Raw genomic sequence first — 24,478 nt, forward strand, 5'->3', positions numbered from 1 at the left:
CGCGCGCCGCACCTACGCCAACGTGCCCTCGCCCTCGCCGGAATTCGACCGGCTGGAGCCGAGCCTGGAAAACCGCGCCGGCGAGACCGAAGCGCCCTATTCCTACGACGAGTCGATCGAGGAGGCCGAGCGCTACGCGCCGCAGCCGCCGTCGCCGCGTCCGCGCATCGCCCCCGATCGCGACGTCAAGAAGCGCGCCCGCACCGGCTCCGCCTTTCCGTTCAAGAGCGCGATTGCCGTCGGCATCGTGCTCATCCTGGTCGGCGCCGGCATTCTCTGGGGCAAGCAACTGGTCCAGATCGTCAACGGCTTTCTCAAGCCGTCCGCGACGCAAGTTGCTGACACGCCGACGACGCCGGCGCAGCCGCAGAGCAAGCCCAAGATTCCCGATCGCGTCGGTCAGCCCTCGGCGGACCAGCCGGTCGCGCCGGTGGCGCAGAAGGTCGTGCTCTACGACGAGGATCCGTCCGATCCGAAGGGCAAGCAATATGTCGGCTCGGTGGTGTGGCGGCTCGAGCCGATCAAGGCCTCGGGCAACCAGAAGGCCGATGTCGCCGTGCGCGCCGACATCGAGATTCCCGACCGCAAGTTCAAGATGACGATGTCGTTCCGCCGCAACACCGATTCCTCGTTGCCGGCGAGCCACACGGCGGAGCTGACCTTCATCCTGCCGCAGGATTTCCCCGGCGGCAGCGTCTCCAACGTGCCGGGCATCTTGATGAAGTCGAACGAGCAGGCCCGCGGCACGCCGCTCGCCGGCCTCGCGGTCAAGGTCACCGACGGCTTCTTCCTGGTCGGCCTCTCCAATGTCGACGCCGACCGCGCCCGCAACGTCCAGCTCCTGAAGGAGCGCTCCTGGTTCGACGTGCCGCTGGTCTACGCCAACCAGCGCCGCGCCATCATCGCCATCGAGAAGGGCGCACCCGGCGAGCGCGCCTTCAACGACGCCTTCGCGCAGTGGGGCGATTAAGGCTCTTCTGTCATTCCGGGGCGCGCATAGCGCGAACCCGGAATCCATTTCACCGCGTACATGCCGCCCGATGGATTCCGGGCTCGTGCTTCGCACGCCCCGGAATGACGTCCGAGAGGACTACTGCGCCGCGGCTTCCCGCTTGCGCGATGCCGCGGCGGCGGCGTGCTGGCGGTCCATCACGGCGCGGCAGCCGGGGCTGACCTGCGCCTTGTTCCGCACCATGCAGGCGGTGATCCGCGGGATGTCGGGAATCTCGCTTGAGCACAGCCGCATGGCGTCACCCGAGCACATCTGCTGGGCTTCTTGCGTGAAGGCGAGACTGGGTGAGGTCTGGAGAGCGAAGGTGGTGGCGACTGCGAAGAGCGAAGCGATGGTCCGAAGGCGTGTCATGTGGAATGGATCCCCGAGTTCCCTTAAGGCTTGAGCCGCTTGGTTTTGGGGCGCCGCACGCGGCTTGATCTGCCGCATGTCGCAGCCTTCACATCGGGAGCTTCGATCCCGCGTGTGGTCGCTCGACTTCTTGATGCTCGAATCGAAAGTGCTGCGCCGCCCGAGCGAAGTATGCGCCATTGTCACGCGCCCGCAATGGCCGGCACAAAGGAATTCGCAATTGTTGCACGCCAGTCACGTCGCGCGATCAGATCAGCCGATCGGAGATGCTTGTTCCTCATCGCTCGCGCCGAGAGCGGCGGCGTGCTCCTCGACAGCGGTGACGCCCTTGGGCGTCAGCTCGAACAGATCGCCGTCCTTCATCACGTAGCCGTCGGCGATCAATTGCCCCATCTTGCCCTGCCGGTCGTCGGCAAAGGCAACGGACTGGCTGATGTCCCGCAGGATCGAGAGCTCTTCGTCGTGCAACATGGCGTCACTCTCCGTTCGCGGGTATGGGTCCGTCCTCACATGCCGTGGCTCTGAAACACCTTGCTGCAGGACTTCGACAGCTTGGCCCGGTTGGCTTGCAGGCAGCCTTGCACTGCCATCTCGTTGCCAAGGTCCTTGCGGCAGAAACGCTGAGCGTCTCGCGTGCAGGCCTGCCGCTCCTGCGGCGTGCCCATCTGACCTTGGGCCAGCGCGGGTGCCGTCGGCAGGCTGCTCAAGGCCGCCAGCGCAATCGTCGCCAGGAGAAGTCTGGCCGGGAGTAATTTGCGGGCCATTAGTCTAGCGGCTCCAGTCTGCCAGGGTTGAATTCAGGTCCAGCATGAACTCATCGCCTTGCCACTTGTTCCCCTTAAAGGAGCCCGGCGCCCGCTGTTCAAGGTTCCCGCTGCGCTGCTATAACGCCTGCAGAGTGTGAGGTGCTTGATGAAACGCTATCTGGTATTTGCGCTGGTCGTCCCATTCATCGGCGGGTTCCTGCTGCTGCTGACGACGACCTACCAGTCCGGCTATTGGGCCCAGACCAACCTCGGCGAGGTCGGCAAGCTGTTCGCGGTGTTCTTCAAGACGCTCCAATACAGTTACCTGTTCGGGTTCTTGCCTGCGCTGATGATCGGCGCAGTCGATGACATCCTGATCCACATCCGCCGGATTGGGCCGGTCTTGCGGATGCTCCTGGTCGGCCTGTTCGCCTTCGCTCTGGCCTCGCTCACCCACAGCTCGCGCGGGCCGGATTCGGGCGCGGTGCAGTTCATCCTGTACGGGCTCGTCGGTTTCGTGCCGGCGGTGATTTCATCCTGGCTGGTGCATCGCTACGTCGAGGAGCCGCAAGCCGCGCCGGTGCCGACCTGACGCGCGGCGTTCGGGCGCGGCCGCAACCTCCGCCGCGCTGGCGCGTTCACTGAAGGCCATGGCCATGCAAGACGACGACATCCTCGCTCCGCGCAAATCCCGTTCCGGGAGCGGCTCGCATGCGCGCTTTTCGCGCGACGAGGCGCGCGGCCCGATCATCGACCAGGACGGCCACGAGATCAGGCCGGAAAGCCTGGAGCAGGGATTTCGCGAGTTTCGTTTCGAGTTCGGTCAAGGCAGCCCGTTCGGCAATCTGACGCGCGAGCAGCGGATCGCGCGGCTCGAGGCGATCGCCAAGCTGCTCGACGTCGCCTTCATCCTGCCCGGCACCAACATCCGCTACGGCATCGACGGGCTGATCGGATTGATTCCCGTCGTCGGCGACGTCATCACCACCGCGATCTCGCTGTGGCTGGTGCGCGAAGCCCGCGCGCTGGGCGCGCCCTGGCACATCACGGCGCGCATGCTCGGCAATGTCGCGGTTGACGGCGTGGTCGGCCTCGTCCCGTTCGCGGGCGATGCCTTCGACGTCATGTTCCGCGCCAACACGCGCAACGTCCGCCTGCTCCAGCGCTGGCTGGAAAAGCAGCCGCGGATGTAGCCTGGCTGAGAGCGCTCGCCGCGAGTCCGACTGGTCGACAATGCGCTCGATCTCCCTGCGTCGTCATTGCGAGCGCAGCGAAGCAATCCAGAATCTTTCCGCGGAGGGACGCTGGATTGCTTCGCTGCGCTCGCAATGACGGATGAGAGATAGCGGGTGAGAAAGCCCCCAAACACAAAAGGCGCGACGACCTTTCGGCCATCGCGCCTTCTGCGCACATCGAACTTTGTTGCGAAAGCTTACGCCGCGTCGGCGTCGGCCTCCGCGGCCGGGGCCGGCTTGGGCCGGCGGGGCAGCGGGAAGGCATCGCTCTCGTACAGCGAGCGGATGCCGTTCTGGTCGAAGCGCGCTTCCTCGACCTGAAGATAGGCGCCGTTCAGCGAGTCCGTCGGCAACTGCTCCATCGCGAACTGCACGGCCTCGGCCGCAGTGCCGAACCGCCGATAGGTGAAGCCCGCGCGCTTCTTCTTGCGGATGGCGGCGGGGAAGAGCTCGGCGGAGGTGTTGAAGTTGAACGGACGCAGTGGACGCATGGTCAAAGACCTCGTGATCTTCTCTGGGGCTTTAAGCGCGTGGGGTTGGGGAGGGCAGGGGCCGCAATCGAGCGGGCCCGCCGCATGTCGTTGTCGCCCTCTAATATAGGCCGATTTGACAAAAATGCGACCCCCGCGATGCGAGATGATGAATCAGCGCATGGCAGCCCCGCGGAGACGAAACCTATCGATATATCAAAGGCTTATGTGACTTAAACTTTGCCAAGAAGCAGCAGCACGACCAGGATGATCAGCACGACCCCGCCGATCCCGATGCCGGAATGGCCAAGGCCATAGCCGTAGCCGCCGAACCGGCCGGACAGGCCGCCGACGAGATAGATGATCACCAGGATGATCAGGATGGTCCCAAGCGCCATGGCATCCTCCCTGGCGGCCACCGAAATGCGATGATCGGCCGCACCGCCAGAGCAGAAAAGCACATCGCGCCGCCGGGTTCCATGGGGGAACCCGGCGGCGGGCTTGGGTTTATTTGGGCTCGAGCTTCAGGGCCGCGGAATTGATGCAGTAGCGCAGGCCGGTCGGCCCGGGGCCGTCGGGGAAGACGTGGCCGAGATGGCCGCTGCATTTGGAGCAGAGCACCTCGGTGCGGATCATGCCGTGGCTGGTGTCCCGCTCCTCGTCGATGTGGCTCTCGATCGCGGGCTGGGTGAAGCTCGGCCAGCCGCAGCCGGAATCGAACTTGGCATCCGACTCGAACAGCACATTGCCGCAGCCGGCACAGACATAGGTGCCGGCACGGTGGTCGTGCTCATATTCGCCCGAGAAGGGACGCTCGGTCGCCTTCTCGCGCAGCACGGCGTATTGCATCGGCGTCAGCTCGCGCCGCCACTGCTCTTCACTCTTGATGACCTTGTCGTCGGTCGCTTTCGTCTTGGTGTCGGGCATGGGTCTCCCGTTGCTTTGGGGATCTCGCGATCAGTTGGTGGCCTTGCCGGCATTCACCAGCGTCGGCTTCTCGATGTAGTTATCCGCGAACAGCTTTTTCAGGTTCTCGACCTTCGGGATGTCGTTATAGACGATGTAGGGCTGGTTCGGGTGCAGCGTCAGATAATCCTGGTGATAGGCCTCCGCCGGATAGAACGCCTCCAGCGCGCCGACCCTGGTCACGATCGGCTTGTTGAACACCTTGGCGCCGTTGAGCTGGGCAATATAGGCCTCCGCGACCTTCTTCTGCTCGTCCGACGTGGTGAAGATGGCCGAGCGATATTGCGGGCCGACGTCGGGACCCTGGCGGTTGCGCTGGGTCGGGTCGTGCACCACCGAGAAGTAGATCTGGAGGATCTTGCCGTAGGAGATCTTCTTCGGGTCGTACTTGATCTCGACCACCTCGGCATGGCCGGAGCGGCCGCTCGACACGGTCTTGTAATCGGCGGTCGCCTTGGTGCCGCCGGCATAGCCGGAGACCGCGTTGACGACGCCTGCGGTGTGCTGGAAGACGCCTTGCACGCCCCAGAAGCAGCCGCCGGCGAGCACGGCGGTCTGGACGCCGCTCGCTGGCGCCGCGTCCAATGTAGGGGCTGGGATCACGACCGCCTCCTCCGCGGCCCGCGACGGCATCACGAAAGCCAGCGTCAGGGCGGTGGTTGCGGCGAGCAGGGTGGCGAGGGCGGTTCGGCGCATGGCATCCTCTTTCGGAAGGGCTGACAGTCTAGGGCGGTCGGGACCGGGCGAACAGCCTGCCCGGCCGCGTTTTCGCATCATCCGAGATACGGGCCGTACCGCAGATTGTTACGCCGGGGCGGACACGAGACCGTGAGGACGCGGCTGACGCGGCGACGGGCCGGCTTGGCGGGATGCGGAACTCCGCGCTAGATGAACCGGCGCGATCGATGATCGACCAAATGGTGGCTGGAGCTGGCCTGACAATATGCTGCGCGTCGTACTCCTGATCCTGGCCGTCCTCGCCGCCGGCACTTGCTTTGCCGCGGCCGATCCCCGAGCCGGCGACGATCTCGCTTTGTGCCGCGACCGCCAGGCTGAGCTGCAGGCCCGCGCCGCCGCCTGCGAGAATCTGCTGAGCGCCGATCGCCTCACCGCCAAGGACAAGGCGATCGCCCTGTCCGCACGTGGCAATGTCCTGCTCAACAAGCGCGACCATGTCCACGCGATCGAGACGCTGTCCATGGCCATCGACCTCGATCCCGACAACGTCGTCGCGCTCAACCTGCGCGGCCTCGCCTATGAGCGAAGCGGGCAGGAGGATCTCGCGATGGCCGACTACAACCTCGCGCTCCGGAAACGCCCGGCCTATGGCGTTCCCTACAACAACCGCGGCGTCATCCACGCACGCCGCGGTGCGCTGCAGAGCGCGATCGACGATTTCAGCCTGTCGGTCAAGTACACGCCGAAATTCCTGCTCGCCTGGACCAATCGCGCCCGCGCGCGCACGCTGATGAAGGATTTCGACGGCGCCATCGCCGATTTCGCCGAGGCCGAGAAGATTGATGCGGCTGCGCCGCAGATCGCCGGCAACCGCTGCGTCACCTACGGCATGATGGGCAAGTTCGACCGCGCCCTGGCCGATTGCAATGGCCTGATCGAAAAGCAGCCCAGGAACGCGTTCGCGATTAACAACCGCGCCGACGTCAACATGATGAAGGGCGATCTCGACGCCGCGCTGAAGGATTACAACACGGTCATCCAGATCAACCCGAACAATGTCCGCGCCCATTCCGGCCGCGGCCAGATCTACGAGCGCAGGAAGGATCTCGCGCAGGCCCGCGCCGATTATCGCGCCGCGGCCTATTCGCTGACGAGGTTCGACGAGACCGAGGTTGCGCGTGCCCGCGCCATCGCGCAGGAGCGGCTCGCCGCCCTGACGCCGAAGAAGGCGGCGAGCGCGACGACCGGCCGTCGCGTCGCGCTGGTGGTCGGCAACGGCGCCTACAAGAACGTCCATGCGTTGCCCAATCCGCCGCGCGACTCGAAGCTGATCGCGGGCGTGCTGCGCGACCTCGGCTTCCAGACCGTGATGGACACCAGGGACCTCACCCGCGATGCGTTCTTCCAGACGCTGAAGGCCTTCGCGGAGGAAGCGGAAAAGGCCGATTGGGCCATGGTGTATTATGCCGGCCATGGTTTCGAGATCGGCGGGGTGAACTATCTCGTTCCGGTCGACGCCAAGCTCACCGCCGACAAGGACGCCGAGACCGAGGCCGTCGCGCTTGAGCAGGTGATCGCCGCGGTCGGCGCGGCGCGAAAAGTGCGCCTCGTGGTCCTCGATGCCTGCCGCGACAATCCGTTCGCGCCGGCCATGCAGCGCACGCTGTCGCTGAAGCTGGTCGAGAAGGGCTTTTCCAACATCGAGCCAGGTGCGGGCTTCATGGTGGTCTACGCCGCCAAGCACGGCCAGACCGCGATGGATGGCGATGGTAGCCCCAACAGCCCGTTCGCCACCGCGCTCGCGCGCGAGATCAAGCAGCCGAAGGTCGAGATCCGAAAATTGTTCGACATCGTCCGCGACGACGTCTGGGCCGCGACCAGGCACGAGCAGCAGCCGTTCACCTATGGGTCGCCGCCCGGGCGGGAAGATTTTTACTTCGTCGCTGGGAAGTAGCCGCGCTCACGCCAGCGAATTGAACCAGTCGAACGCCGTCGCGTTTCCGTTCAGAACGGCCGCTTCGCCATAGAGGCTCGACAGGAACGTGCCGCGATGGCTTGCGCCGTTGACCGCGACGCCCGCGGCGAAATGCCCGCCGGCGGCGATTGCGGGCCGCACCAGCCGGGGATGCAGCGCCTCATCGGCCAGCCCGTAGTAAAATCTGATCGGGGAATCGTACTGCCAGTACGTCGCACCATTGCCACCAAGGCGACGCAGCAATGCGCTGTTGGTCTCGTTGGTGAAGCGATCGAAGAAGCCTTCGACCAGGAAATCGCCGGCGGGCGGAATGCTCTTCGCGATCTCGCCCTCGAGGCTGTAATCGGACCAGTATTTCTCCGCGAAGGCTTGATATTGGGGCTTGACCGCCGTCTTGAACAAGTCGGTCAGCCCGTAGCAGCGGCGATAGCTGCCGAGCAGGACGATCAGGCAGGGTGTGATCCAGGCCGGCGGCATCGGGTAGGAGGTTTCCGAGGCCGGAATATAGGCCGTGGGGTTCGTCCAATAGTGAAAGCTCTCGGCGAGATCATTGAACGGACTCTGTGTGGCGGTCGCCCGCACCTTGATGCCGCGGCGCTGCAGCTCCTGTTTCAGCCACTGCGTGTTCAAGGCGCCTTGCGACCAACCGTTCAGGAACAGGTTTGATTGGCGCAGGCTCAGTGTCCGCAATTCGTGCAACCCTGCCGTCAGGATGTCGAGGCAGCATTGCACCGTCGCGCCCTTCACGGCATAGGCTTCGCTCCGACCGTTGCGATAAGGGCCCTTGCCGACATAATCGGCCGCGACGACCGCATAGCCGTTGCCGGCGAAGCGCTGGATATTGAACAGGGTCTCGATCGAATCGACATTGTCGCGCAGCTCGTAATTTTCGTCCTTCAGCCGCAGCAGGTTCGACGGGACCTGGTCGAAGGAGAGGATCGTGCCGTGCTGCCATGACAGGAGCGGCAAGGTGCCGCGCGCGCCGACCGGAACCGCAAGCAGGCCGCTGACCTTGACGCGTTCTCCGGTATCCGGGATGCGCGTGAAGGTGACGATGCGCCGCAGCTCCACGTCGTTTCGTGCCGCATATCTTTCGGGAAAGGCAGCTGGCAGGATATTGCCTTCGTTGAAGACGGCATAGAACTTTGCGGCCAGCGTATTGAGCCGTTCCTTGGAGACGCGCACAGGCTTGCCCGCATCCGTGCGTCGTACCTGCGCCGGCAATGCAAAAGCGGTGTCCGGAATTGTGGTCGAGAGCGCAAGGCCCGCTGCCGCGCTTCCGGACTTGAGGAAGCTCCGGCGGCTCACTGCAACATCATCGAGCCGGCGATCGAGGTCATCAGGCTTTGTCGCGCGAGAGGTCATGCGTTCCACTCCGAGGCAGATCGCAAGCTGATACAGCACAAAGCCTAGCGGGCGGTGAACGCACCTAGTCGTGGGTGCTCATTGTGCGGGTCCGTGGCCCGGATGAGCGCAGCTACAAGCGGCGGATATCGCTACGCTCATCCGCGCTACGGCAGCTTCATACCACCACGCTCAGCCGTTTCGCGGCACGCGTGATGCCGGTATAGAGCCACCGCGCCCGCGAATCCTGGAACGCAAAGCTCTCGTCGAACAGCACGACGTCGTCCCATTGCGAGCCCTGCGATTTGTGCACTGTCAGGACGTAGCCGTAGTCGAACTCGTCATAGGGCTTGCGCTGCTCCCAGGCGATCTGCTCGACGCCGCCCTCGAAGCAATCGGCGCGCACAGAGACCTTGGTCACCTTGTGGCCGAAGTCCTCGTCCGGCGACAGCCGCATCGAGAGGATGCGCGACTTCGATCGCGAGGTGTTGCGCGACTTGACGCGCCACAGGCCGCCATTGAACAGGCCCTTCTTGCGGTTGTTGCGCAGGCACACCAGCTTGTCGCCGGCGACCGGGAACTGGTCCTCGATGTTCTGGCGCTGGCGCACCCGCATGTTGTAGGCGCGGCGCGTGTTGTTGCGGCCGACCAGGATCTGGTCGGCGCCCATGACGCGATCGGGATCGAGCTCCTTGCGCGAGACGACCTCGCTCTCGCCGTAACGGCCAATGTCGAGCTCGCGTCCCTCGCGCACGTCCATCGACATCCGCACGATCGGATCGTCCTGGGCCTGGCGATGCACCTCGGTCAGCATCGCGTCCGGCTCGGAATTGGTGAAGAAGCCGCCGCCCTGGATCGGAGGCAACTGCGCGGGATCGCCGAGCACCAGCAGCGGACAGTCGAACGACATCAGGTCGCGCCCCAATTCGGCATCGACCATCGAGCATTCGTCGATCACGATCAGCTTCGCCTTCGACGCCGGCGCATCGTCCCACAATTCGAAGCTCGGCTGCTCCTCGCCGGATTCGCGGGCGCGGTAGATCAGCGAATGGATGGTGGAGGCGCCGTCGCAGCCCTTGTTGCGCATGACGAGGGCCGCCTTGCCGGTGAAGGCGGCGAACTTCACCTCGCCGTCGACACCCTCGGCAATGTGCCGCGCCAGCGTGGTCTTGCCGGTGCCGGCAAAGCCGAACAGGCGGAACACCGGCGGCGTGCCGCCCCGTCCCGGCTTGGCCTTGAGCCAGTCGCCGACGGCCTTGAGCGCAGCATCCTGATGCGGGGTGAAAGTGGCCATGTCTGTCTTGAGGGAGCGGCGAATGAGGCGATTCGCCTTCCCCCAAACTAACCATTCGCCCCGCTGGTTCAAGCGCGGGCCCGTCGCATTTGAAGTCCGTTCCCGGCCGCCATCCTTCGAGACGCCCGCCTTTGGCGGGCCCTGAGGATGAGGGCTGAGTGCGCGGCGGCATTTTTGGCGGGCAAGATGCCGTTGAGCCTCATCCTGAGGAGGCTGCGAAGCAGCCATCTCGAAGGACGAGGCGTTCACTCAGGCGTCGCCAAACCCTACTGCCAGCCGGGAACGCCGCGCATGTCGGGCAGCTGGTGGGCGATGCCCTTGTGGCAGTCGATGCAGGTCTTTTCCTTGGTGAACAGGAAGCGCTGGTGCGCCACCGAGGCCCGCGGCGACTGCTTGGTGATGTCCATGGAATCGGCGCTGTGGCAGTTGCGGCATTCCAGCGAGTCGTTGGCCTTGAAGCGCGCCCATTCGTGCGCGGCGAGCTCGAGCCGGTGATCCTGGAATTTCTCGCGGGTGTCGATCGTGCCGAAGATCTTGCCCCAGACCTCCTTGGAGGCCTGCATCTTTCGCGCGATCTTGTCGGTCCAGTTGTGCGGCACGTGGCAGTCCGGGCAGGTCGCGCGCACGCCGGAGCGGTTGGTGAAGTGGACGGTCGACTTCAGCTCGGCGGAGACATTGTCCTTCATCTCGTGGCAGCCGGTGCAGAACTTCTCGGTGTTGGTGATTTCCAGCGCGGTGTTGAAGCCGCCCCAGAAGATCACGCCGGCGACGAAACCGGCCAGCACCAGGGTGCCGAGCGCGAACACCGAGCTCGGCCGGGTCAGCACCTGCCACAGCTCGAGCAGGAACGCCCGGCTGCGCGCGATGACGCCGCGCTTGGCATTCAGCTCCGCGTTGGGATCGTCGGCAGTCGTCGTCATCTGCGGCCACCCGGGCTTGCGCGTGACAGCAGCGTGTCGATGTCGGTGAAATCGTTGCTGACCGGAGGATTGGCGGTGTTCTGCGGCACGTGGCATTCGGTGCAGAAGAAGCGGCGCGGCGAGACCGAGGCCAGGAACTGGCCGTCGCGATCCATGAAGTGCGTGATCGACACCATCGGCGCCTGCGACTCCGCCGTGCGCGCCCGTGCATGGCAGGACAGGCATTTGTTGCCGTTGAGGTCGACCTGGTAGCCGTCGATATTATGCGGGATGACGGGCGGCTGCTCCGGATAGTTGCGCACCTCCTTCTCGGAGGTGTTGCGGTTCGGCAGCATCGGCGGCGCCGGGCCCTCGTCGTTGAGCGGGGTCGGGCCGCGCAGGCCGGAGCTCACGGTCTGCGCCGTCAGCGAGCTTGTGCCGGCTGCGATCGCGAAGGCGAGCAGGATGATTGCGGATCGTTTCATCATGACATGTTCACCCGCTCGATGCGCACGGCGCATTTCTTGAAGTCGGTCTGCAGCGAGATCGGATCGGTGGCGTCGAGCGTCACCTTGTTGATCAGCTTGGATTCGTCGAACCACGGCACGAAGACGAGGCCGCGCGGCGGCCGGTCGCGGCCGCGCGTCTCGACGCGGGCGCGGATGAAGCCGCGGCGGGAGACCACCTTCACCTCGTCGCCGCGGCGCAGCTTCGCCTCCTGCGCATCGTCCGGATGCATGAAGCAGACCGCTTCTGGAAAAGCCTTGAACAGTTCGGGCACGCGGCGCGTCATGGTGCCGGAATGCCAGTGCTCCAGCACGCGGCCGGTCGAGAGCCAGTAGGGATATTCGTTGTCGGGCGATTCCGCCGGCGGCTCGTAGGGCAGCGCGAAGATGCGGGCCTTGCCGTCGGCATGGCCGTAGAACTGCACGTTGGTGCCCTGCTTGACGTAGGGGTCGCTGCCTTCGCGGAAGCGCCACTTGGTCTCCTGGCCGTTGACGACGGGCCAGCGCAGGCCGCGCTCCCGGTGATAGGTGTCGAACGGCGCGAGGTCGTGGCCATGGCCGCGGCCGAACTGGGCATATTCCTCGAACAGGCCCTTGTGGACGTAGAAGCCGAACGCCTTGGATTCGTCGTTGGCATAGCCCGGCTCGATATCGGTGACGGGGAATTTGTCGACCTGGCCATTCTTGTAGAGCACGTCGAACAGGGTCTTGCCGCGATATTCCGGCTTCTTGGCGATCAGCTCCGCGGGCCAGACCTCCTCGATTCTAAAGCGCTTGGAGAACTCCATGAGTTGCCAGAGATCCGACTTCGAATCGCCCGGCGCGGGGACGAGCTGGTGCCAGAACTGGGTGCGCCGCTCGGCATTGCCGTAGGCGCCTTCCTTCTCCACCCACATCGCGGTGGGCAGGATCAGATCGGCGGCGAGCGCCGTCACGGTTGGATAGGCATCGGAGACCACGATGAAATTGTCGGGGTTGCGGAAGCCTGGATAGATCTCCTCGTTGACGTTGGGACCGGCCTGCAGGTTGTTGTTGACCTGCACCCAATAGGCGTTGATCAGGCCGTCCTTCAGCATGCGGCTTTGCAGCACGGCGTGCGCGCCCGGCTTGTCGGGAATGGTGCCTTCGGGCAGCTGCCAGATCTGCTCCGTGTGGTCGCGATGCTTCTTGTTGGTCACCACCATGTCCGCGGGCAGACGGTGCGAGAAGGTGCCGACCTCGCGCGCGGTGCCGCAGGCCGAGGGCTGGCCGGTCAGCGAGAACGGGCTGTTGCCGGGCGCGGATCTTTCCGGTCAAAAGGTGGATGTTGTAGACGAGGTTGTTGCACCACACGCCGCGGGTGTGCTGGTTGAAGCCCATGGTCCAGAACGAGACCACTTTTGTCTTCGGGTCGGCATACAACTCGGCCAGCGCCTCGAGCCGGTTCAGCGGCACGCCGGACATTTGGGCGGCTTTCTCCAGCGTGTACTCCGACACGAACTTGGCGAATTCGTCATAGCTCATGTCGGTGGCGTCGTTGGGTTTCGCCGCGCCCGTCGCCTTCTTCTGCAGCGGATGCTCGGGCCGCAGGCCGTAGCCGATGTCGGTCTGGCCGCGCTTGAACACGGTATGTGCGGCAACGAAGTCCTTGTTGACGCGACCGGTCTTGATGATGTGGTTGGCGATGGCGTTGAGGATGTACAGGTCGGTGTGCGGCTTGAACACCATGCCGATGTCGGCGAGGTCGAACGAGCGGTGCTCGAAGGTGGAGAGCACGGCGACGCGGACATGCGGTGCGGACAGCCGGCGGTCGGCGATGCGCGTCCACAGGATCGGATGCATCTCCGCCATGTTGGAGCCCCACAGCACGAAGGCATCGGTGGCCTCGATGTCGTCGTAGCAGCCGGCCGGCTCGTCGATGCCGAAGGTGCGCATCATGCCGGCGACCGCCGAGGCCATGCAGTGCCGCGCATTGGGATCGATGTTGTTGGTGCGGAAGCCGGCCTTGAACAGCTTGACGGCGGCATAGCCTTCCCAGATCGTCCACTGGCCGGAGCCGAACATGGCGACGCCGTTGGGGCCGCGCTTCTTGATCGCTTCCTTCCACTTCAGCTCCATGATGTCGAAGGCTTCGGTCCAGGTGACGGGCGTGAACTCGCCGTTCTTGTCGTACTTGCCGCCCGTCTTGCGCAGCATCGGCTGCGTCAGCCGGTCATGGCCGTACATGATCTTGGAGAGGAAGTAGCCCTTGACGCAGTTGAGGCCGCGATTGACCTCGGCCTTGATGTCGCCATGGGTGGCGACGACGCGGTTGTCCTTGGTCGCGACCATCACCGAGCAGCCTGTGCCGCAGAAGCGGCAGGCGGCCTTGTCCCATTTCAATTCGCTCTCCTTCCGCTCGGCGGCGAGGTTGGCGGCGAGCGCCGGTGCCGGCAGGCCGGCGGCGGCCGCGGCGATCGCGGCGGCCTCGAGCTTGAGCATCTGGCGGCGGTCGAGCTTCGGCGATGTCATGATGGCTCTTCCTGACTCAGGCGGTTTCAATGGCGTGGAAGACGAGCGCTGCGGAATAGACGTTCGGCAGCGACTGGATGGTGTTGAGCATGGTGCCAAGGCTGCCGGCATCCGCCGCTTCAGCCACGACGACGAGCTTTCCGCGCGTGTCGCGGGCATGAATCTCGCAGCCGGGAAGCGCTGCGATCTCCGCTTCCAGTTCGGCAAGGCGCTCGGGCCGCGCCTGCACGATGATGCTGGCGATCTCGGCGCCCGGCGGCGCGATGACGCGGTCGGCGCTGAGCATCCGGCCGGTGATCAAGGCGCGGCGGTTGAGTGTGGCGTGAGCCATGATGCCTGTCTTTCGCTGGTTGCCGATCAATGCGGGGAGGGCGGCGGGCCGGGAGGGCCGGCGAACATCTGGTAGATCCAGACGCCAAGGCCGTAACTGCCGACGGTCCCGACCGCGAGCACGGGCATCACGATCGCGGTCAGGAACAGGAAGGCGAAAATCTCCATGCGCTTACGGCGCACGCGCGACGTCGTGTCGTCAGGGGCCGACATATTCGGTCTCTTGAAGCTGTGGGGAATCGTGACGGCATCCGGGCCGTCGCCTTGCTGCACTTTAGATACGTTCCACCCGACAGCGCGTTGATTTGGATCAATGTCGGTTGGCTGCTTCTCGCTGCGCCGGAGGATGGATCGTCTCCCACGTGGCGGAATTGCGCATCCGTAGACAGCGTCGCCTCGCGCATTAAGATGCCGTTAACAACAACAAGCGGGAGAGCGACGCCATGAAGTTCGGCATCTTCTACGAGCTGCAGCTGCCGCGGCCCTGGGCGGCCGGCGACGAACTCGCCCTTTATCAGAATGCGCTCTCGCAGATGGAGCTCGCCGACAAGCTCGGCTACGACCATGCCTGGGTGGTCGAGCATCACTTCCTCGAAGAATATTCGCACTCGCCCTCGCCGGAATCGTTCCTGGCTGCCGCAAGCCAGCGCACCAAGAACATCCGGCTCGGCCACGGCATCCTCCAGCTCACCACCAATCATCCGGCGCGGGTTGCCGAGCGCGTCGCAGTGCTGGATTTGCTCAGCAACGGCCGCTGCGAGTTCGGCATGGGCGAGAGCGCCTCGATCACCGAGCTGGAGCCGTTCGGCCGCGACATGGAGACCAAGAAGGAGGTGTTCGAGGAGGCGGTCGCGGCCATCTTCCCGATGTTCAAGGACGCAGGCTCAGAGCATCACGGCAAATATTTCGACATCCCCTTGCGCAACGTCGTGCCCAAGCCGGTGCAGAAGCCGCACCCGCCGCTGTGGATGGCCTGCTCGCAACTGCCGACCATCGAACGTGCCGGCCGCCACGGCTTCGGTGCGCTCGGCTTCCAGTTCGTCAGCGCCGATGCCGCGCATGCCTGGGTGCACGCCTATTACAACGCCATCACCAAGCGGCTGCACAAGCTCGCCGACTACGAGATCAATCCGAACATGGCGCTGGTCTCGTTCTTCATGTGCGCGAAGACGGACGAGGAGGCGCGTGCCCGCGCCGACGGCGCCACTTTCTTCCAGTTCGCGCTGCGCTTCTACGGCGCCGCGCAGAACCGCCAGCGCCCCGCGCCCTACACCGTCAACATGTGGGACGAGTACAACAAGTGGAAGCGCGACAATCCGCAAGCCCAGGAGGCGGCGCTGCGCGGCGGCCTGATCGGCTCGCCCGAGACGATCCGGAAGAAGCTGAAGCGCTTCCAGTCCTCGCACATCGACCAGGTCATCCTGCTCAACCAGGCCGGCAAGAACAGCCACGAGCATATCTGCGAGTCGCTGGAGCTGTTCGGCCGCGAGGTGATGCCGGAGTTCCAGAACGATCCGGCGCAGGCGGCCTGGAAGCAGGGCGTGATGAGCGGCGAGATCGAGCTGGAAGAGATCGATACCGAGGCTTTCACCGATCGCTACGGCAAGCTGGCGATCAACGTGGCCCCCGCGAAGGCGGCGGCGGGGTAGCCTGTAAGCAACGACAGGTCCTGCTTCCTGGTGCTGAAGCGGTGCGGTGAGCCGCGCATCAGTGCGGCGTTTTGACCCGGAGCAGACCTTTCGAACCCTTCCGCATCCAGCAATGGCTAGGCGGCCGAGGTCGCGCGCCGTTGCGCTGCTTCACGCATATCGTCGTCCCGGCAAGCGCCCAAGCGGCGCGAGGAACGATTCAACACAGCGTGAGTTCGACCTCAAATCCAAGAAACAAAGCAAGAGGGTAACGCGATGACACGATCCGTGGAGGAGTTGAGACGGGAGTCCGAGCGTAGCCGCGCCGAGCTGGCGGCGACGGTCGGACGGTTGAAGGAGCAGATATCGGACACCGCCGAGGACATTCGCCACAAAGTCTCGCCGCAGCACATCAAATCCGAAGTCACCGAATACGTCAGCCACAAGACCCAGAGCTGGGTCGAAGGGCTCAAGCAACAGATCATGGACAATCCGATGGGCGCAGTGGCCGCGGGCGCCGCAGTGGGCGTTCCGTTGCTTCGGTTGGTGCGAGGTACGCCGTTGCCACTTCTCATGATCGGCGCAGGACTCGCCCTGACCTCGAAGACGGTGCGCGATCGTGCTGCAGACGTCACCGGCCCGGTCTTGGACAAAGCCGGGCACATGCTTGAGGGGGTGGCCGAGGGCGCACGGGCGATGCAGGGTGATGCCAAGGAGACGCTGTCCTCCGCGCAAAGCCGAACCGCTGGCATGGCTGATGACGCGCAGGAGAAGGCCGCCGGCATTGCCGCTGATCTGCGGGAGAGCGCGGCGCGTGCTGCCAGTTTTGCGAGTGAAAAGCTCAAGAGTGGCATGAATGCAACCAGGGATGCCGCCGCGAGCGCGCCTGACCAGGCCCGGCAGGCCATTGGCGACAATGCTGCGCTCATCGGCGGCCTGGGCATCGCGATCGGCGCCATCATTGCGGCTGCTCTTCCCGAGACCAAGGTCGAAGCTAAGGTTATGGGCCGGACGAGCGACGAGGTGAAGCAGGCTGCTGCCGCCGCGGCGCAATCCGGGTTCGAGGCCGCGAAAGACGCCACCACGTCGGCGGCCGATGCTGCGGTGCAAAGGGTCGCCGATGCTGATCTCGGCACCCATGCCAGCCGCATGACGCAGAACATGGCGGACACTCTGAAGGAGGCTGCGGACGACGTGGTCAAAGCTGCCTTTAGCCCCTCTCAAACCAACACCTGAAGGAAACCATCATGAGCGATTTGGACCCGCAGAACGTGAAGCAGTTCACAAAGAACCAGGACAAGGGCACCGCGAAGGACATGAAAGAGCAGATCGGCGATGCCGGAGCGGAGATGAAGCAGCGCGCCGGCGATGCGTTCCGGGCATCGGCCGACGTCGCGCGAGACAAGTTCGGCGAGGCCGCGGATTCAGCAAAGGGCGTCGCGGACGGAACCATGGACCAGATTCAGAGCCAGGCGCGCGAACAGCAGCGATCGGGCGCCGATTTCGTCGAGCGCCTCGCGGCCAACATCCGCGAGGCCGGACGGGCTTTCGAGAGCGACGTACCGTTCGCCGCACGCGGCATCGGTTCGGCGGCGGACTATGTCGAGGATGCCGCCCAGAAGATTCGGGACGGAAGCTTCCGAGATCTTGTCGCAGGCGCGACCGATTTCGCCAAACGTCAGCCGGCCGCCTTTCTTGGCATATCGGTGCTGGCTGGCTTCGCGGCCGTTCGCTTCCTGAAGGCATCGGGCGGACAGTCGTCATCCCAAGGGCAGCGCAACACCCCCGGCAGCACGTCGGGGAGCGGGCAAACGTCGGGCGGGAGACCGTTTTCGGCGGGAGAGCAAAACTGGAATCAGGAGTCCGGGACCCGTAACCCCCATACGCAACAATCCTCATCCTTCCAGGGCAGCACGTTACGATGAGCATCGAGCGCGATATCAAAACCAGCAAAAGCGAGTTCAGGGAAATCTCGACGCTGCTCGGCGAAGCCATGTCGCAGTTCGCCAAGCTGTTCCAGAACGAGATCGACCTGGCAAAGGCAGAACTTGGCGAGAAGCTCCAGAAGATCGGCGGCGCCGTCGGCTTAATCGTAGGCGGCGCCGTTCTGGTGATCCCGGCCATCGTCATGGCCTTATTCGCTCTATCCGCCGCATTGATCTCCGCAGGATGGTCGCAGCCGCTGTCATATCTGACATCGGCAGTCATCGCTGCGGCCGTCGCCGCCGCGCTGGTCGCCATGGGCATGAACCGGCTTGATATGCGTCAGCTGGCTCCCCGCGAAACGATCGGCCAGCTGGAAAAAGACAAGGACACCGTGAAGGGAATGGTGCGATGAGCAGCACAAAGACCGGCTTTATCGACAATCTGGTAACCGCCGCCAGGGACAACCCGCTTGCCGCGGCCCTCATCGGAGGCGGCGCACTTTGGCTGTTGGCCGGCGACCAGAGGCTGAAGACTGTGGCGCGTTCCGCTGCCGAGGCCGTCGAACCTGTTGCCGATATCGGGACAAGTGGTTTCAGGTCGGCAGCATCCGCGATCAAGCGGACCGTGGCGCCGCCGACCGCCCCCGAAATGGACAACGACGGCTCGCAAGGGTTCGGGGAGACCCTGCGTGGCGCGACCGCCGCCACTTCCGATACTGTCTCGCAGGCCGCCGAGGGCGTCCGGGATCGTTTCGACGAGGGCGTCGCCTTCGCGCAGGAGCAATTCAGCAAGCTGAGCAGTGCGCTTCCGACCAAGGACACCATGACGAGTGCGAAGTCGTCACTGGCGGACATGCTGGAGCGGCAACCGCTCGTGCTGGGGGTCGTGGGCATCGCGATTGGTGCGGCCGTGGCGGGCGCGTTCCGCGCCTCCGAGATCGAGAACCAGTACATCGGAGACGTCAGCGACGACGTGAAGGCCGACCTGAACCGGCGCGCCGGTGCGGTCTCGCAGGCCCTGCGTGAAGCCTCGGACACGGTTGTCTCGGAAATCAGCGATACCGGCGCCGAAATTGTGGACCGAGTCAAGCAGGCCGGGATGGACGCCGCGGCAGCTGCCCGCGCCGAGGTGAAGGCTCCGTAATGAGGCGAGGGAGAGCGGGGTGCGCTGGCCACGCGCCCGCCCTGGTTGGGTGATCAGGCAGGTGGGTTGTCCTGAAGGCGAACCCTAATCCCAGTATGGAATGGCCGGACGGGCGATCATCAGCCAGAAGATCATCAGCACGGCCGCGAACGCCGGAAAGCCGAAGGCGAACCACCACCAGAACAGACGGTGATAGCGGGGGGGCAGCTTGCCGTTGGTCGCGACCGCCGCCACGGCGAGATCGCGCATCTGCATCTGCATCCACACCACCGGCAGCCAGAAGGCGCCGATCACGAGATACAGTGCAATCGACGCCGCCACCCAGCCGTCGCCGAGGGAATACCCGCTCGACCAGGCGAGCCATGTCCCGGTGATCGGCTGCAGGATCACGGCACTCGCCGTGAACAGGAAGTCGGCCAGCACCACCGTCCGCGCGACGCCCGCGATCTCGCGCGGGTCGCCGCGCAGATGCGCCACCAGCATGAAGAAGGCGATGCCGGCCCCGGTGCCGAGCAGCACGGCAGCGCCGATGATGTGCGCCATCTTCACGAGGAAGTAGAGCATCAGCGATCCTCGCGGATGGCCATGGCGACCAGGTTGAGCATGATCACCGGCCAGATCTTCAGCATCGGTCCCAGCGGATCGGCCCACAGTCGCGGCACCAGCACGGTGCCGATCACGGCATAGGTGAGCGAGATGATCAGTGCGGCCCAGAGTCCGTAGCGGCTCAGAGGCCGCCAGAGAATGGCGATGCCGATGACGATGTCGGCGAGCGCGCCGGCGGTGACGACGAGCGCCGCGACGTTTCTTTGCAGCCCGCCTTCAAGCAGCAACGACATGCCGATGTCCCAGCCCGCGCTCAGCGAGATGATGCCTGTGGCGATCCAGAACGCGCCGAAGACGCCGAAGATCAGCGGCTTGAGCGCATACAGCTGTGCAAACCAGCGTTCCTGCACCGACGCAGGCTCGCGTGCGAGCGCGGTTTCGAGATCGCGCGGTGGAGTGCCGGTCAATCGACGCCAGGGCTCGGGATCGCCGGTCGCGCCGCGGCGCATTTCCGCCTGTGCCGTCGTGTTGATGGGCGTTGGCCATCCCAGCATCTGCGCAACGTCGCCCGCACGATAGGCAATTGAAGCCGCCCAGCGCGGCAGCTGCAGGCGATAGGCCGGGCGCCAGCGCAGCCAGGCGCGAAACAGCGCGACCGCATCGCTGAAGGCGATCCGCCGCGGGCCGGCCAGATCGACCGCGACCCGTGAAGGCGCGCCGGGCTGCAGGAAGAACAGCACGGTCTCAACGACGTCGTCGAGATGCACCGGTTGAATCGCCGCCGTGTCGGGCATGACCGGCAGAACCGGCAGCGCCGCCAGCCCGCGCAGCAGCGCGCTGCCACCATAGGCGGGCCGGCCGACCACGACAGAAGGCCGCAGCACCACCCAATCGAGCTCCCGCGCCATCAAGGCGGCTTCGCCCTCGCGCTTGGTGCGGGAAAAATCGCTGAGCGCATCGACATTGCTGCCGATTGCCGAGAACAGGATGACCCTGCGGACCCCGGCGGTCTCGCAGGCCGCATAGAGTGCCGCGCTGCCGGCGACATGAACGCCTTGCATGTCCTGTCCCTGCAGCGCACCCGCTGCATTGATCACGGCATCGACGCCGGCGAGAAGGCCCTTCCATTTCGACACATCGGTGGTCCGGGCGACGTCGAGCGCGACGTGGCGAGGATCGTGCGCCGCCGCGGGATGACGCGACACCGAGATGCAGTCATGTCCTTCGGCGGACAGCCTGGCGTGGATCGCCGATCCGATGAGTCCTGTAGCCCCGACGAGAAGGATGCGCATCGACTGATCCTTCGATGGGCGGCCCGGGCAACGCCCTGATCAAGCCTTGAAGATACGGACCAATAAAGCGGGGCTGCAATCGTTCCTCGCGGCGGAACTGATGGGTTTCGCTGCAGGCAGAGAACCGGACACCCCGCCCCGCGCAGCTCCCTTGAAGTTAGTCGCGGATGATGGAAAGGGTACGGAGCGACGCAGCGGCGTGATCCGCGAATGCCCTCACAGCCGGTGCGGTGCGCCGGGAACCGGGAATCACGACTTGAACCGGTACGGCCGGCGGCTCATAGGCCGGAAGAAGACGCACGAGCTTGCCCGACGAAATCTCGGCTTCGACCTGATAGGATAACAGTCGAGCGATGCCTTGGCCCGATGTCACGGCGGCAATGACCGTGTCGAGATCTGTCGTCATGAGGCGCGGCATCATGCGAACCGTGTGCAAGCGACCTCGATTCTGAAAACGCAGTTCGGTCGGCCCCGCAAATCCGGAAAAGAACACGACATCGTGCTTCGGTATGTCTCGCGGATGTCGAAGCTCAGGTTGCCTGCGCAAGTAGGAAGGGCTGGCGACCAGGACGCGACGGACCGACCCCACTGATCTGACGACGAGGCGCGAGTCGCGCGGCTGACCTATCCTGACCGCAACATCGATGCCTTCACTGATCAGGTCGAGCGATCTTTCGCCCATGACGAGCTCGATACGGATCGCCGGATGAGCGTCAAGGAAGCTCGATACGATCGGAGCGACATGACGGCGTCCGAAGATGGTGGGAGCGGCTATTCGCAGGATACCGTGCAGCGGAGCCCCCTCCGTCTCGACAAGCCTGCTCATGACGGTCGAGTAGCCGTTGACCAGCTCGCGGGCGCGCTCAGCAAAGTGGCGTCCGGCATCCGTCGGTGCAAGGCGGCGGGTTGTTCGCTCCACCAATCGTCTTCCGACCCTTTCCTCGAGGGCCGCAAGCGTGCGAGTGACCGCGGGAGGCGAACGCTTCAATCGCTTTGCTGCGCCTACCAGACTTCCAACCTCAACTATCGCGACGAATGTCGCAAGTTCATCGAGCCTGTCCATCGGATCATTCCCCGAAATGGAATTGTGACTTTCAGCATTAATTCTAGTGCAATTCAGGAGGTCGTAATAGCCTTCGAATGCGGTCGGCAGCGGAGGCGATCATGATCGCGGCAGCGCGAGAGGCCATAAAGGCTGATAACGCAGACGCAGTGCTCGCGTTTTTCAACGAGCATCAGTGCCCCGCCTTTGTTTCGCAACTCGTTTCGAAAGGTGCCCTCATGCCCGCAGCATTGGAATTTCTGTTGTGGTGTGTCGCGCTCGCAACGTGGCTGATGCTTCTTTGCGCGCTGGTCAGTGAGCGCTTGAAGCGGCTCTCAAAGCTTTTCAGTCATCTGCGCGAGATTGCTTTCAGGCACAGGGTGAAGTGACTCGGTGGGGCCATCGGATCAGCCTCATCTGAGAAAATCGCGACGATGCCGTCTCGAAGGGGGAGGCGCAGCGTGAGACCCGCCAATGGTGTCTGCAACAGCCGAGCGGCCCTGGGCGGCGGTGCTCGTGAGCGCTTCCGGTAAGATTCCGTTGCTGCTATCCTCTCGCAAAAGAGCGTCTTGCGGAGGAATACGGTGCGACCCAACGGGACAACCTTTCATCCGTCGGCCGGCGATGTCACGCCCGCGGTGCTCGCCATCGGCCGCTCCGATTTTCCCGATGTGCTCATCGACACGCTGCGCCGGCAGGCCGAAGTCGGCCATTGCATGGTGTTCGCGCTGAGCCGGGCAGGCGCGGCAAGCTGCCTGCTCGATGCCGGCAACATCCCGATCGGCGCCGATCTCGGCGCCGCCTATGCCGGCCAGTTCCACGAAACGGATCCCAACCGCGATGCGCTGTTCGAAGGCGAGGGCGGCGCGCCGATCATGCTGCCTCGCTTCGCGCCGCGCATGTACGGCGCGCGCTATCGCAAGATCTTCTTCCAGGATTCCGGCATCGTCGACAAATGTGCGACCGCGATCTGGACCGGTGACACCTGCTTCTACGTCAACTTCTATCGGATCGCCGCGCAGGGCCGCTTCAGCGCAGCCCAGCGCGAGCGGCTCGGGGCGATCGCACCGGCGATCGCAGCCAGTGTCGCCCGCCATTTCCAGGAGAAGCCGACGTCCGATCTTGCGTCCCTGTTCGCGACGCGCAAGCCGCTCTCCGCGCTCACCCTGCGCGAGCAGGAGGTCTGCCGCCATATCCTCGGAGGCTTCAGCTCGGAGGCGATTTCGCAGGCGCTCGGCATCAGCCTGCATTCGATCCTGACCTACCGCAAGCGCGCCTATGAGCGGCTCGGCATCTCCTCGCAGAGCGAATTGTTTGCGATCGTGCTGCGCCTGCTGACGGGTCCGCGCGGCCTGAACTAGGGGCTCCAAGTCCGCGATGTCCGTATCCATCCAATTTTAGCATTTGATTGGATCTGTAGTTGAAGCATTTGGCCTATTATCCGATGCGATTGCGGCGCGTAGGGCGGATCCGAGGATGAGAACATGCCAGACTGGCTTCTTGCACTTATCTGCTTGGTCGCCTTGCTGGGATTCATCGGCTATGCCTTTTACCAGGGCATGAGGGTCCCGCCGGATCGAAGCAATACGAACTTTGGACCCGGCCAGAATGACGGTTGGTCCGGCGGCTCTAACGGTCATTCCGGAAGTTAGCACACGTCGGCGCGGCCAAACGTCCGGCGAACCCGAGCTAACCCGACGATCGCTTCTCGACAGCCGCCGCGATTTTCTCCAGGGCGGCGTTTGTGTGCCGCAAGTCGACCAGCTGCTGTTCGCACATCTCGATGATCGTTCGTCCAGACCGCCATCCGAACGCCCGTGCGCCCCCTCGGCAACCAAGCCAGATCAGCGCTGCCAGAAAGACGCCGGCAGCGAGCCAGGATAGCGCCTGCTTCCGGTCGACGTCCGCGAAGGCCTGGCGGAGGTCGCCCTTGCGCAGGTACGCAATCGCGCGGCTGCCGTAGGCGGCATAGTCGTGGGCATATTCGGGATCAACTGCGATCACCCGGTTGTAGTCGGCAATGGCACGGTCAAAATCGCCTTTGGCAAAATAGGCGTTGCCCCGGGCCATGAGAGCGAAGCTATTGTTCGCATTCAGCTGGATGGTGGCGGTATAGTCGGCAATGGCGCGGTCGTTGTCCCCTTTCCTTTGATAGGCGTAGCCGCGCTCGCCGTATCCGACCCGCTTTCCATGGTCTGACAGGCCGGCTTCGAATGCCTGGTCGACGTCGGCTATTGCCCGGTCGTGGTCGTGCCGTTGGTTGTAGATGTGCGACCGGTTGAGCAGTGAGCCGCCAGCTTTCGGGTTTACCCGGATCGCCGCGGTGAAATCTTCCAGGGCGCGGTCATCGCGATCGGCGAAGCTTGTCCATGGCCAGGAACAGCCACGCGCATGATACAAACTCGACAGGTCTTCGCCGTTGTAGTCTCCGCTCTGGATCGCGCGTGTGCAGGCAGCGATGATCTCGGCAGAGGCTTCCTTCGTCCGTTCCAAACAGACTTGTCGATCGTCGGCAGCCGCTGGCCGGCTGACGACGGCGGCTGCGAGTGCCAGAACAACCAGCAGGATGTGGGCGGCAATGCCCGAGCGCATGACTTCGTCCCCG

The 24,478-nt window shown here is 64.4% G+C and carries 27 protein-coding genes and 2 pseudogenes; 11 read left to right on the plus strand and 18 right to left on the minus strand.

Features of this window, described 5'->3' with window-relative positions; translation table 11 throughout:
* Positions 1–970, plus strand: a pseudogene (locus XF30_RS09870) (hypothetical protein); the annotation flags it as partial.
* Positions 971–1,090: 120 nt separating this feature from the next.
* Here the strand turns inward: XF30_RS09870 and XF30_RS09875 are convergent.
* The 3 genes from XF30_RS09875 to XF30_RS09885 all read right to left on the minus strand — a co-directional run bounded on the left by XF30_RS09875 (position 1,091) and on the right by XF30_RS09885 (position 2,127).
* On the minus strand, positions 1,091–1,363 hold the full coding sequence (locus XF30_RS09875) for a hypothetical protein (RefSeq protein ID WP_244608888.1): 273 nt from the start codon (positions 1,361–1,363) through the stop codon (positions 1,091–1,093).
* 252 nt (positions 1,364–1,615) lie between these two features.
* Complete coding sequence (locus XF30_RS09880; protein WP_192893089.1) at positions 1,616–1,834, minus strand: PIN domain-containing protein; 219 nt, start codon at positions 1,832–1,834, stop codon at positions 1,616–1,618.
* Between the two features lie 35 nt (positions 1,835–1,869).
* Positions 1,870–2,127, minus strand: coding sequence for a hypothetical protein (locus tag XF30_RS09885; protein ID WP_109142546.1), 258 nt, complete (start codon positions 2,125–2,127; stop codon positions 1,870–1,872).
* Between the two features lie 148 nt (positions 2,128–2,275).
* Between XF30_RS09885 and XF30_RS09890 the strand changes: the two genes are divergently transcribed.
* Both XF30_RS09890 and XF30_RS09895 read left to right on the plus strand, forming a co-directional pair.
* Positions 2,276–2,701 (plus strand): DUF5413 family protein, encoded by a 426-nt coding sequence (locus XF30_RS09890; RefSeq protein WP_035998913.1) that lies wholly within the window; start codon positions 2,276–2,278, stop codon positions 2,699–2,701.
* A 58-nt stretch (positions 2,702–2,759) separates the two neighbouring features.
* Positions 2,760–3,302 (plus strand): DUF4112 domain-containing protein, encoded by a 543-nt coding sequence (locus XF30_RS09895; RefSeq protein WP_085972009.1) that lies wholly within the window; start codon positions 2,760–2,762, stop codon positions 3,300–3,302.
* A gap of 239 nt (positions 3,303–3,541) precedes the next feature.
* Here XF30_RS09895 and XF30_RS09900 read toward each other — a convergent pair whose 3' ends face one another.
* The 4 genes from XF30_RS09900 to msrA form a co-directional block, all read right to left on the minus strand.
* Entirely contained in the window at positions 3,542–3,835 is a 294-nt protein-coding gene (locus tag XF30_RS09900) for a hypothetical protein (protein WP_109142547.1), read from the minus strand.
* Positions 3,836–4,047: 212 nt separating this feature from the next.
* Positions 4,048–4,212, minus strand: coding sequence for a DUF3309 family protein (locus XF30_RS09905; RefSeq protein ID WP_192893090.1), 165 nt, complete (start codon positions 4,210–4,212; stop codon positions 4,048–4,050).
* Between the two features lie 109 nt (positions 4,213–4,321).
* Complete coding sequence (msrB, locus tag XF30_RS09910) at positions 4,322–4,741, minus strand: peptide-methionine (R)-S-oxide reductase MsrB (RefSeq protein WP_109142549.1); 420 nt, start codon at positions 4,739–4,741, stop codon at positions 4,322–4,324.
* A 30-nt stretch (positions 4,742–4,771) separates the two neighbouring features.
* Positions 4,772–5,476 (minus strand): peptide-methionine (S)-S-oxide reductase MsrA, encoded by a 705-nt coding sequence (msrA, locus tag XF30_RS09915; RefSeq protein ID WP_109142550.1) that lies wholly within the window; start codon positions 5,474–5,476, stop codon positions 4,772–4,774.
* Positions 5,477–5,723: 247 nt separating this feature from the next.
* On the opposite strand from msrA, the gene XF30_RS09920 reads away from it, so the two are divergent.
* Positions 5,724–7,412, plus strand: a complete 1,689-nt coding sequence (locus XF30_RS09920; protein WP_109142551.1) for a caspase family protein — start codon at positions 5,724–5,726, stop codon at positions 7,410–7,412.
* A gap of 6 nt (positions 7,413–7,418) precedes the next feature.
* On the opposite strand, the gene XF30_RS09925 is transcribed toward XF30_RS09920, so the two are convergent.
* The 7 genes and pseudogenes from XF30_RS09925 to napE form a co-directional block, all read right to left on the minus strand.
* Entirely contained in the window at positions 7,419–8,798 is a 1,380-nt protein-coding gene (locus XF30_RS09925) for an alpha/beta fold hydrolase (protein WP_204524493.1), read from the minus strand.
* A 157-nt stretch (positions 8,799–8,955) separates the two neighbouring features.
* Complete coding sequence (locus XF30_RS09930; protein ID WP_035998929.1) at positions 8,956–10,071, minus strand: ATP-dependent DNA helicase; 1,116 nt, start codon at positions 10,069–10,071, stop codon at positions 8,956–8,958.
* 266 nt (positions 10,072–10,337) lie between these two features.
* Positions 10,338–10,991 carry a NapC/NirT family cytochrome c gene (locus XF30_RS09935; RefSeq protein WP_109142552.1) on the minus strand — a complete coding sequence of 218 codons (654 nt, stop codon included), beginning with the start codon at positions 10,989–10,991 and terminating at the stop codon, positions 10,338–10,340.
* Positions 10,988–11,458 (minus strand): nitrate reductase cytochrome c-type subunit, encoded by a 471-nt coding sequence (locus XF30_RS09940; RefSeq protein WP_036022095.1) that lies wholly within the window; start codon positions 11,456–11,458, stop codon positions 10,988–10,990. Before XF30_RS09940 ends, XF30_RS09935 begins: the two co-directional genes overlap by 4 nt.
* A pseudogene (gene napA / locus XF30_RS09945) lies at positions 11,455–13,966 on the minus strand (nitrate reductase catalytic subunit NapA). Before napA ends, XF30_RS09940 begins: the two are co-directional and overlap by 4 nt.
* Positions 13,967–13,982: 16 nt before the next feature.
* Complete coding sequence (locus XF30_RS09950) at positions 13,983–14,297, minus strand: chaperone NapD (RefSeq protein ID WP_109145636.1); 315 nt, start codon at positions 14,295–14,297, stop codon at positions 13,983–13,985.
* 26 nt (positions 14,298–14,323) lie between these two features.
* Positions 14,324–14,509, minus strand: a complete 186-nt coding sequence (napE, locus tag XF30_RS09955; protein ID WP_018318384.1) for a periplasmic nitrate reductase, NapE protein — start codon at positions 14,507–14,509, stop codon at positions 14,324–14,326.
* A gap of 230 nt (positions 14,510–14,739) precedes the next feature.
* Here napE and XF30_RS09960 point away from each other — a divergent pair, with 230 nt between their 5' ends.
* The 5 genes from XF30_RS09960 (at position 14,740) to XF30_RS09980 (ending at position 18,993) form a co-directional block, all read left to right on the plus strand.
* On the plus strand, positions 14,740–15,945 hold the full coding sequence (locus XF30_RS09960; protein WP_109142553.1) for an LLM class flavin-dependent oxidoreductase: 1,206 nt from the start codon (positions 14,740–14,742) through the stop codon (positions 15,943–15,945).
* A gap of 255 nt (positions 15,946–16,200) precedes the next feature.
* Entirely contained in the window at positions 16,201–17,160 is a 960-nt protein-coding gene (locus XF30_RS09965; RefSeq protein WP_109142554.1) for a DUF3618 domain-containing protein, read from the plus strand.
* 11 nt (positions 17,161–17,171) lie between these two features.
* Positions 17,172–17,849, plus strand: a complete 678-nt coding sequence (locus XF30_RS09970) for a hypothetical protein (RefSeq protein WP_109142555.1) — start codon at positions 17,172–17,174, stop codon at positions 17,847–17,849.
* Positions 17,846–18,262 (plus strand): phage holin family protein, encoded by a 417-nt coding sequence (locus XF30_RS09975; protein ID WP_057028008.1) that lies wholly within the window; start codon positions 17,846–17,848, stop codon positions 18,260–18,262. Before XF30_RS09970 ends, XF30_RS09975 begins: the two co-directional genes overlap by 4 nt.
* Entirely contained in the window at positions 18,259–18,993 is a 735-nt protein-coding gene (locus tag XF30_RS09980; protein WP_109142556.1) for a hypothetical protein, read from the plus strand. Before XF30_RS09975 ends, XF30_RS09980 begins: the two co-directional genes overlap by 4 nt.
* An 84-nt stretch (positions 18,994–19,077) precedes the next feature.
* Here the strand turns inward: XF30_RS09980 and XF30_RS09985 are convergent, their stop codons facing one another.
* The 3 genes from XF30_RS09985 to XF30_RS09995 form a co-directional block, all read right to left on the minus strand.
* Complete coding sequence (locus tag XF30_RS09985; RefSeq protein WP_109142557.1) at positions 19,078–19,557, minus strand: DUF2269 family protein; 480 nt, start codon at positions 19,555–19,557, stop codon at positions 19,078–19,080.
* Positions 19,557–20,831, minus strand: a complete 1,275-nt coding sequence (locus tag XF30_RS09990; RefSeq protein WP_109142558.1) for an SDR family oxidoreductase — start codon at positions 20,829–20,831, stop codon at positions 19,557–19,559. Before XF30_RS09990 ends, XF30_RS09985 begins: the two co-directional genes overlap by 1 nt.
* 157 nt (positions 20,832–20,988) lie before the next feature.
* Positions 20,989–21,894, minus strand: a complete 906-nt coding sequence (locus XF30_RS09995; RefSeq protein ID WP_109142559.1) for a LysR family transcriptional regulator — start codon at positions 21,892–21,894, stop codon at positions 20,989–20,991.
* Between the two features lie 101 nt (positions 21,895–21,995).
* Between XF30_RS09995 and XF30_RS10000 the strand changes: the two genes are divergently transcribed.
* Positions 21,996–22,262, plus strand: coding sequence for a hypothetical protein (locus XF30_RS10000; protein WP_141697582.1), 267 nt, complete (start codon positions 21,996–21,998; stop codon positions 22,260–22,262).
* A gap of 195 nt (positions 22,263–22,457) precedes the next feature.
* A complete protein-coding gene (locus tag XF30_RS10005) occupies positions 22,458–23,234 on the plus strand; it encodes a helix-turn-helix transcriptional regulator (RefSeq protein ID WP_109145637.1) in 777 nt (258 codons plus the stop codon).
* Positions 23,235–23,562: 328 nt separating this feature from the next.
* Here XF30_RS10005 and XF30_RS10010 read toward each other — a convergent pair whose 3' ends face one another.
* Complete coding sequence (locus XF30_RS10010; protein WP_158284338.1) at positions 23,563–24,465, minus strand: tetratricopeptide repeat protein; 903 nt, start codon at positions 24,463–24,465, stop codon at positions 23,563–23,565.
* Between the last annotated feature and the right edge of the window lie 13 nt (positions 24,466–24,478).

Source organism: Bradyrhizobium sp. SUTN9-2 (assembly GCF_003122645.1).
Classification (GTDB): domain Bacteria; phylum Pseudomonadota; class Alphaproteobacteria; order Rhizobiales; family Xanthobacteraceae; genus Bradyrhizobium; species Bradyrhizobium yuanmingense.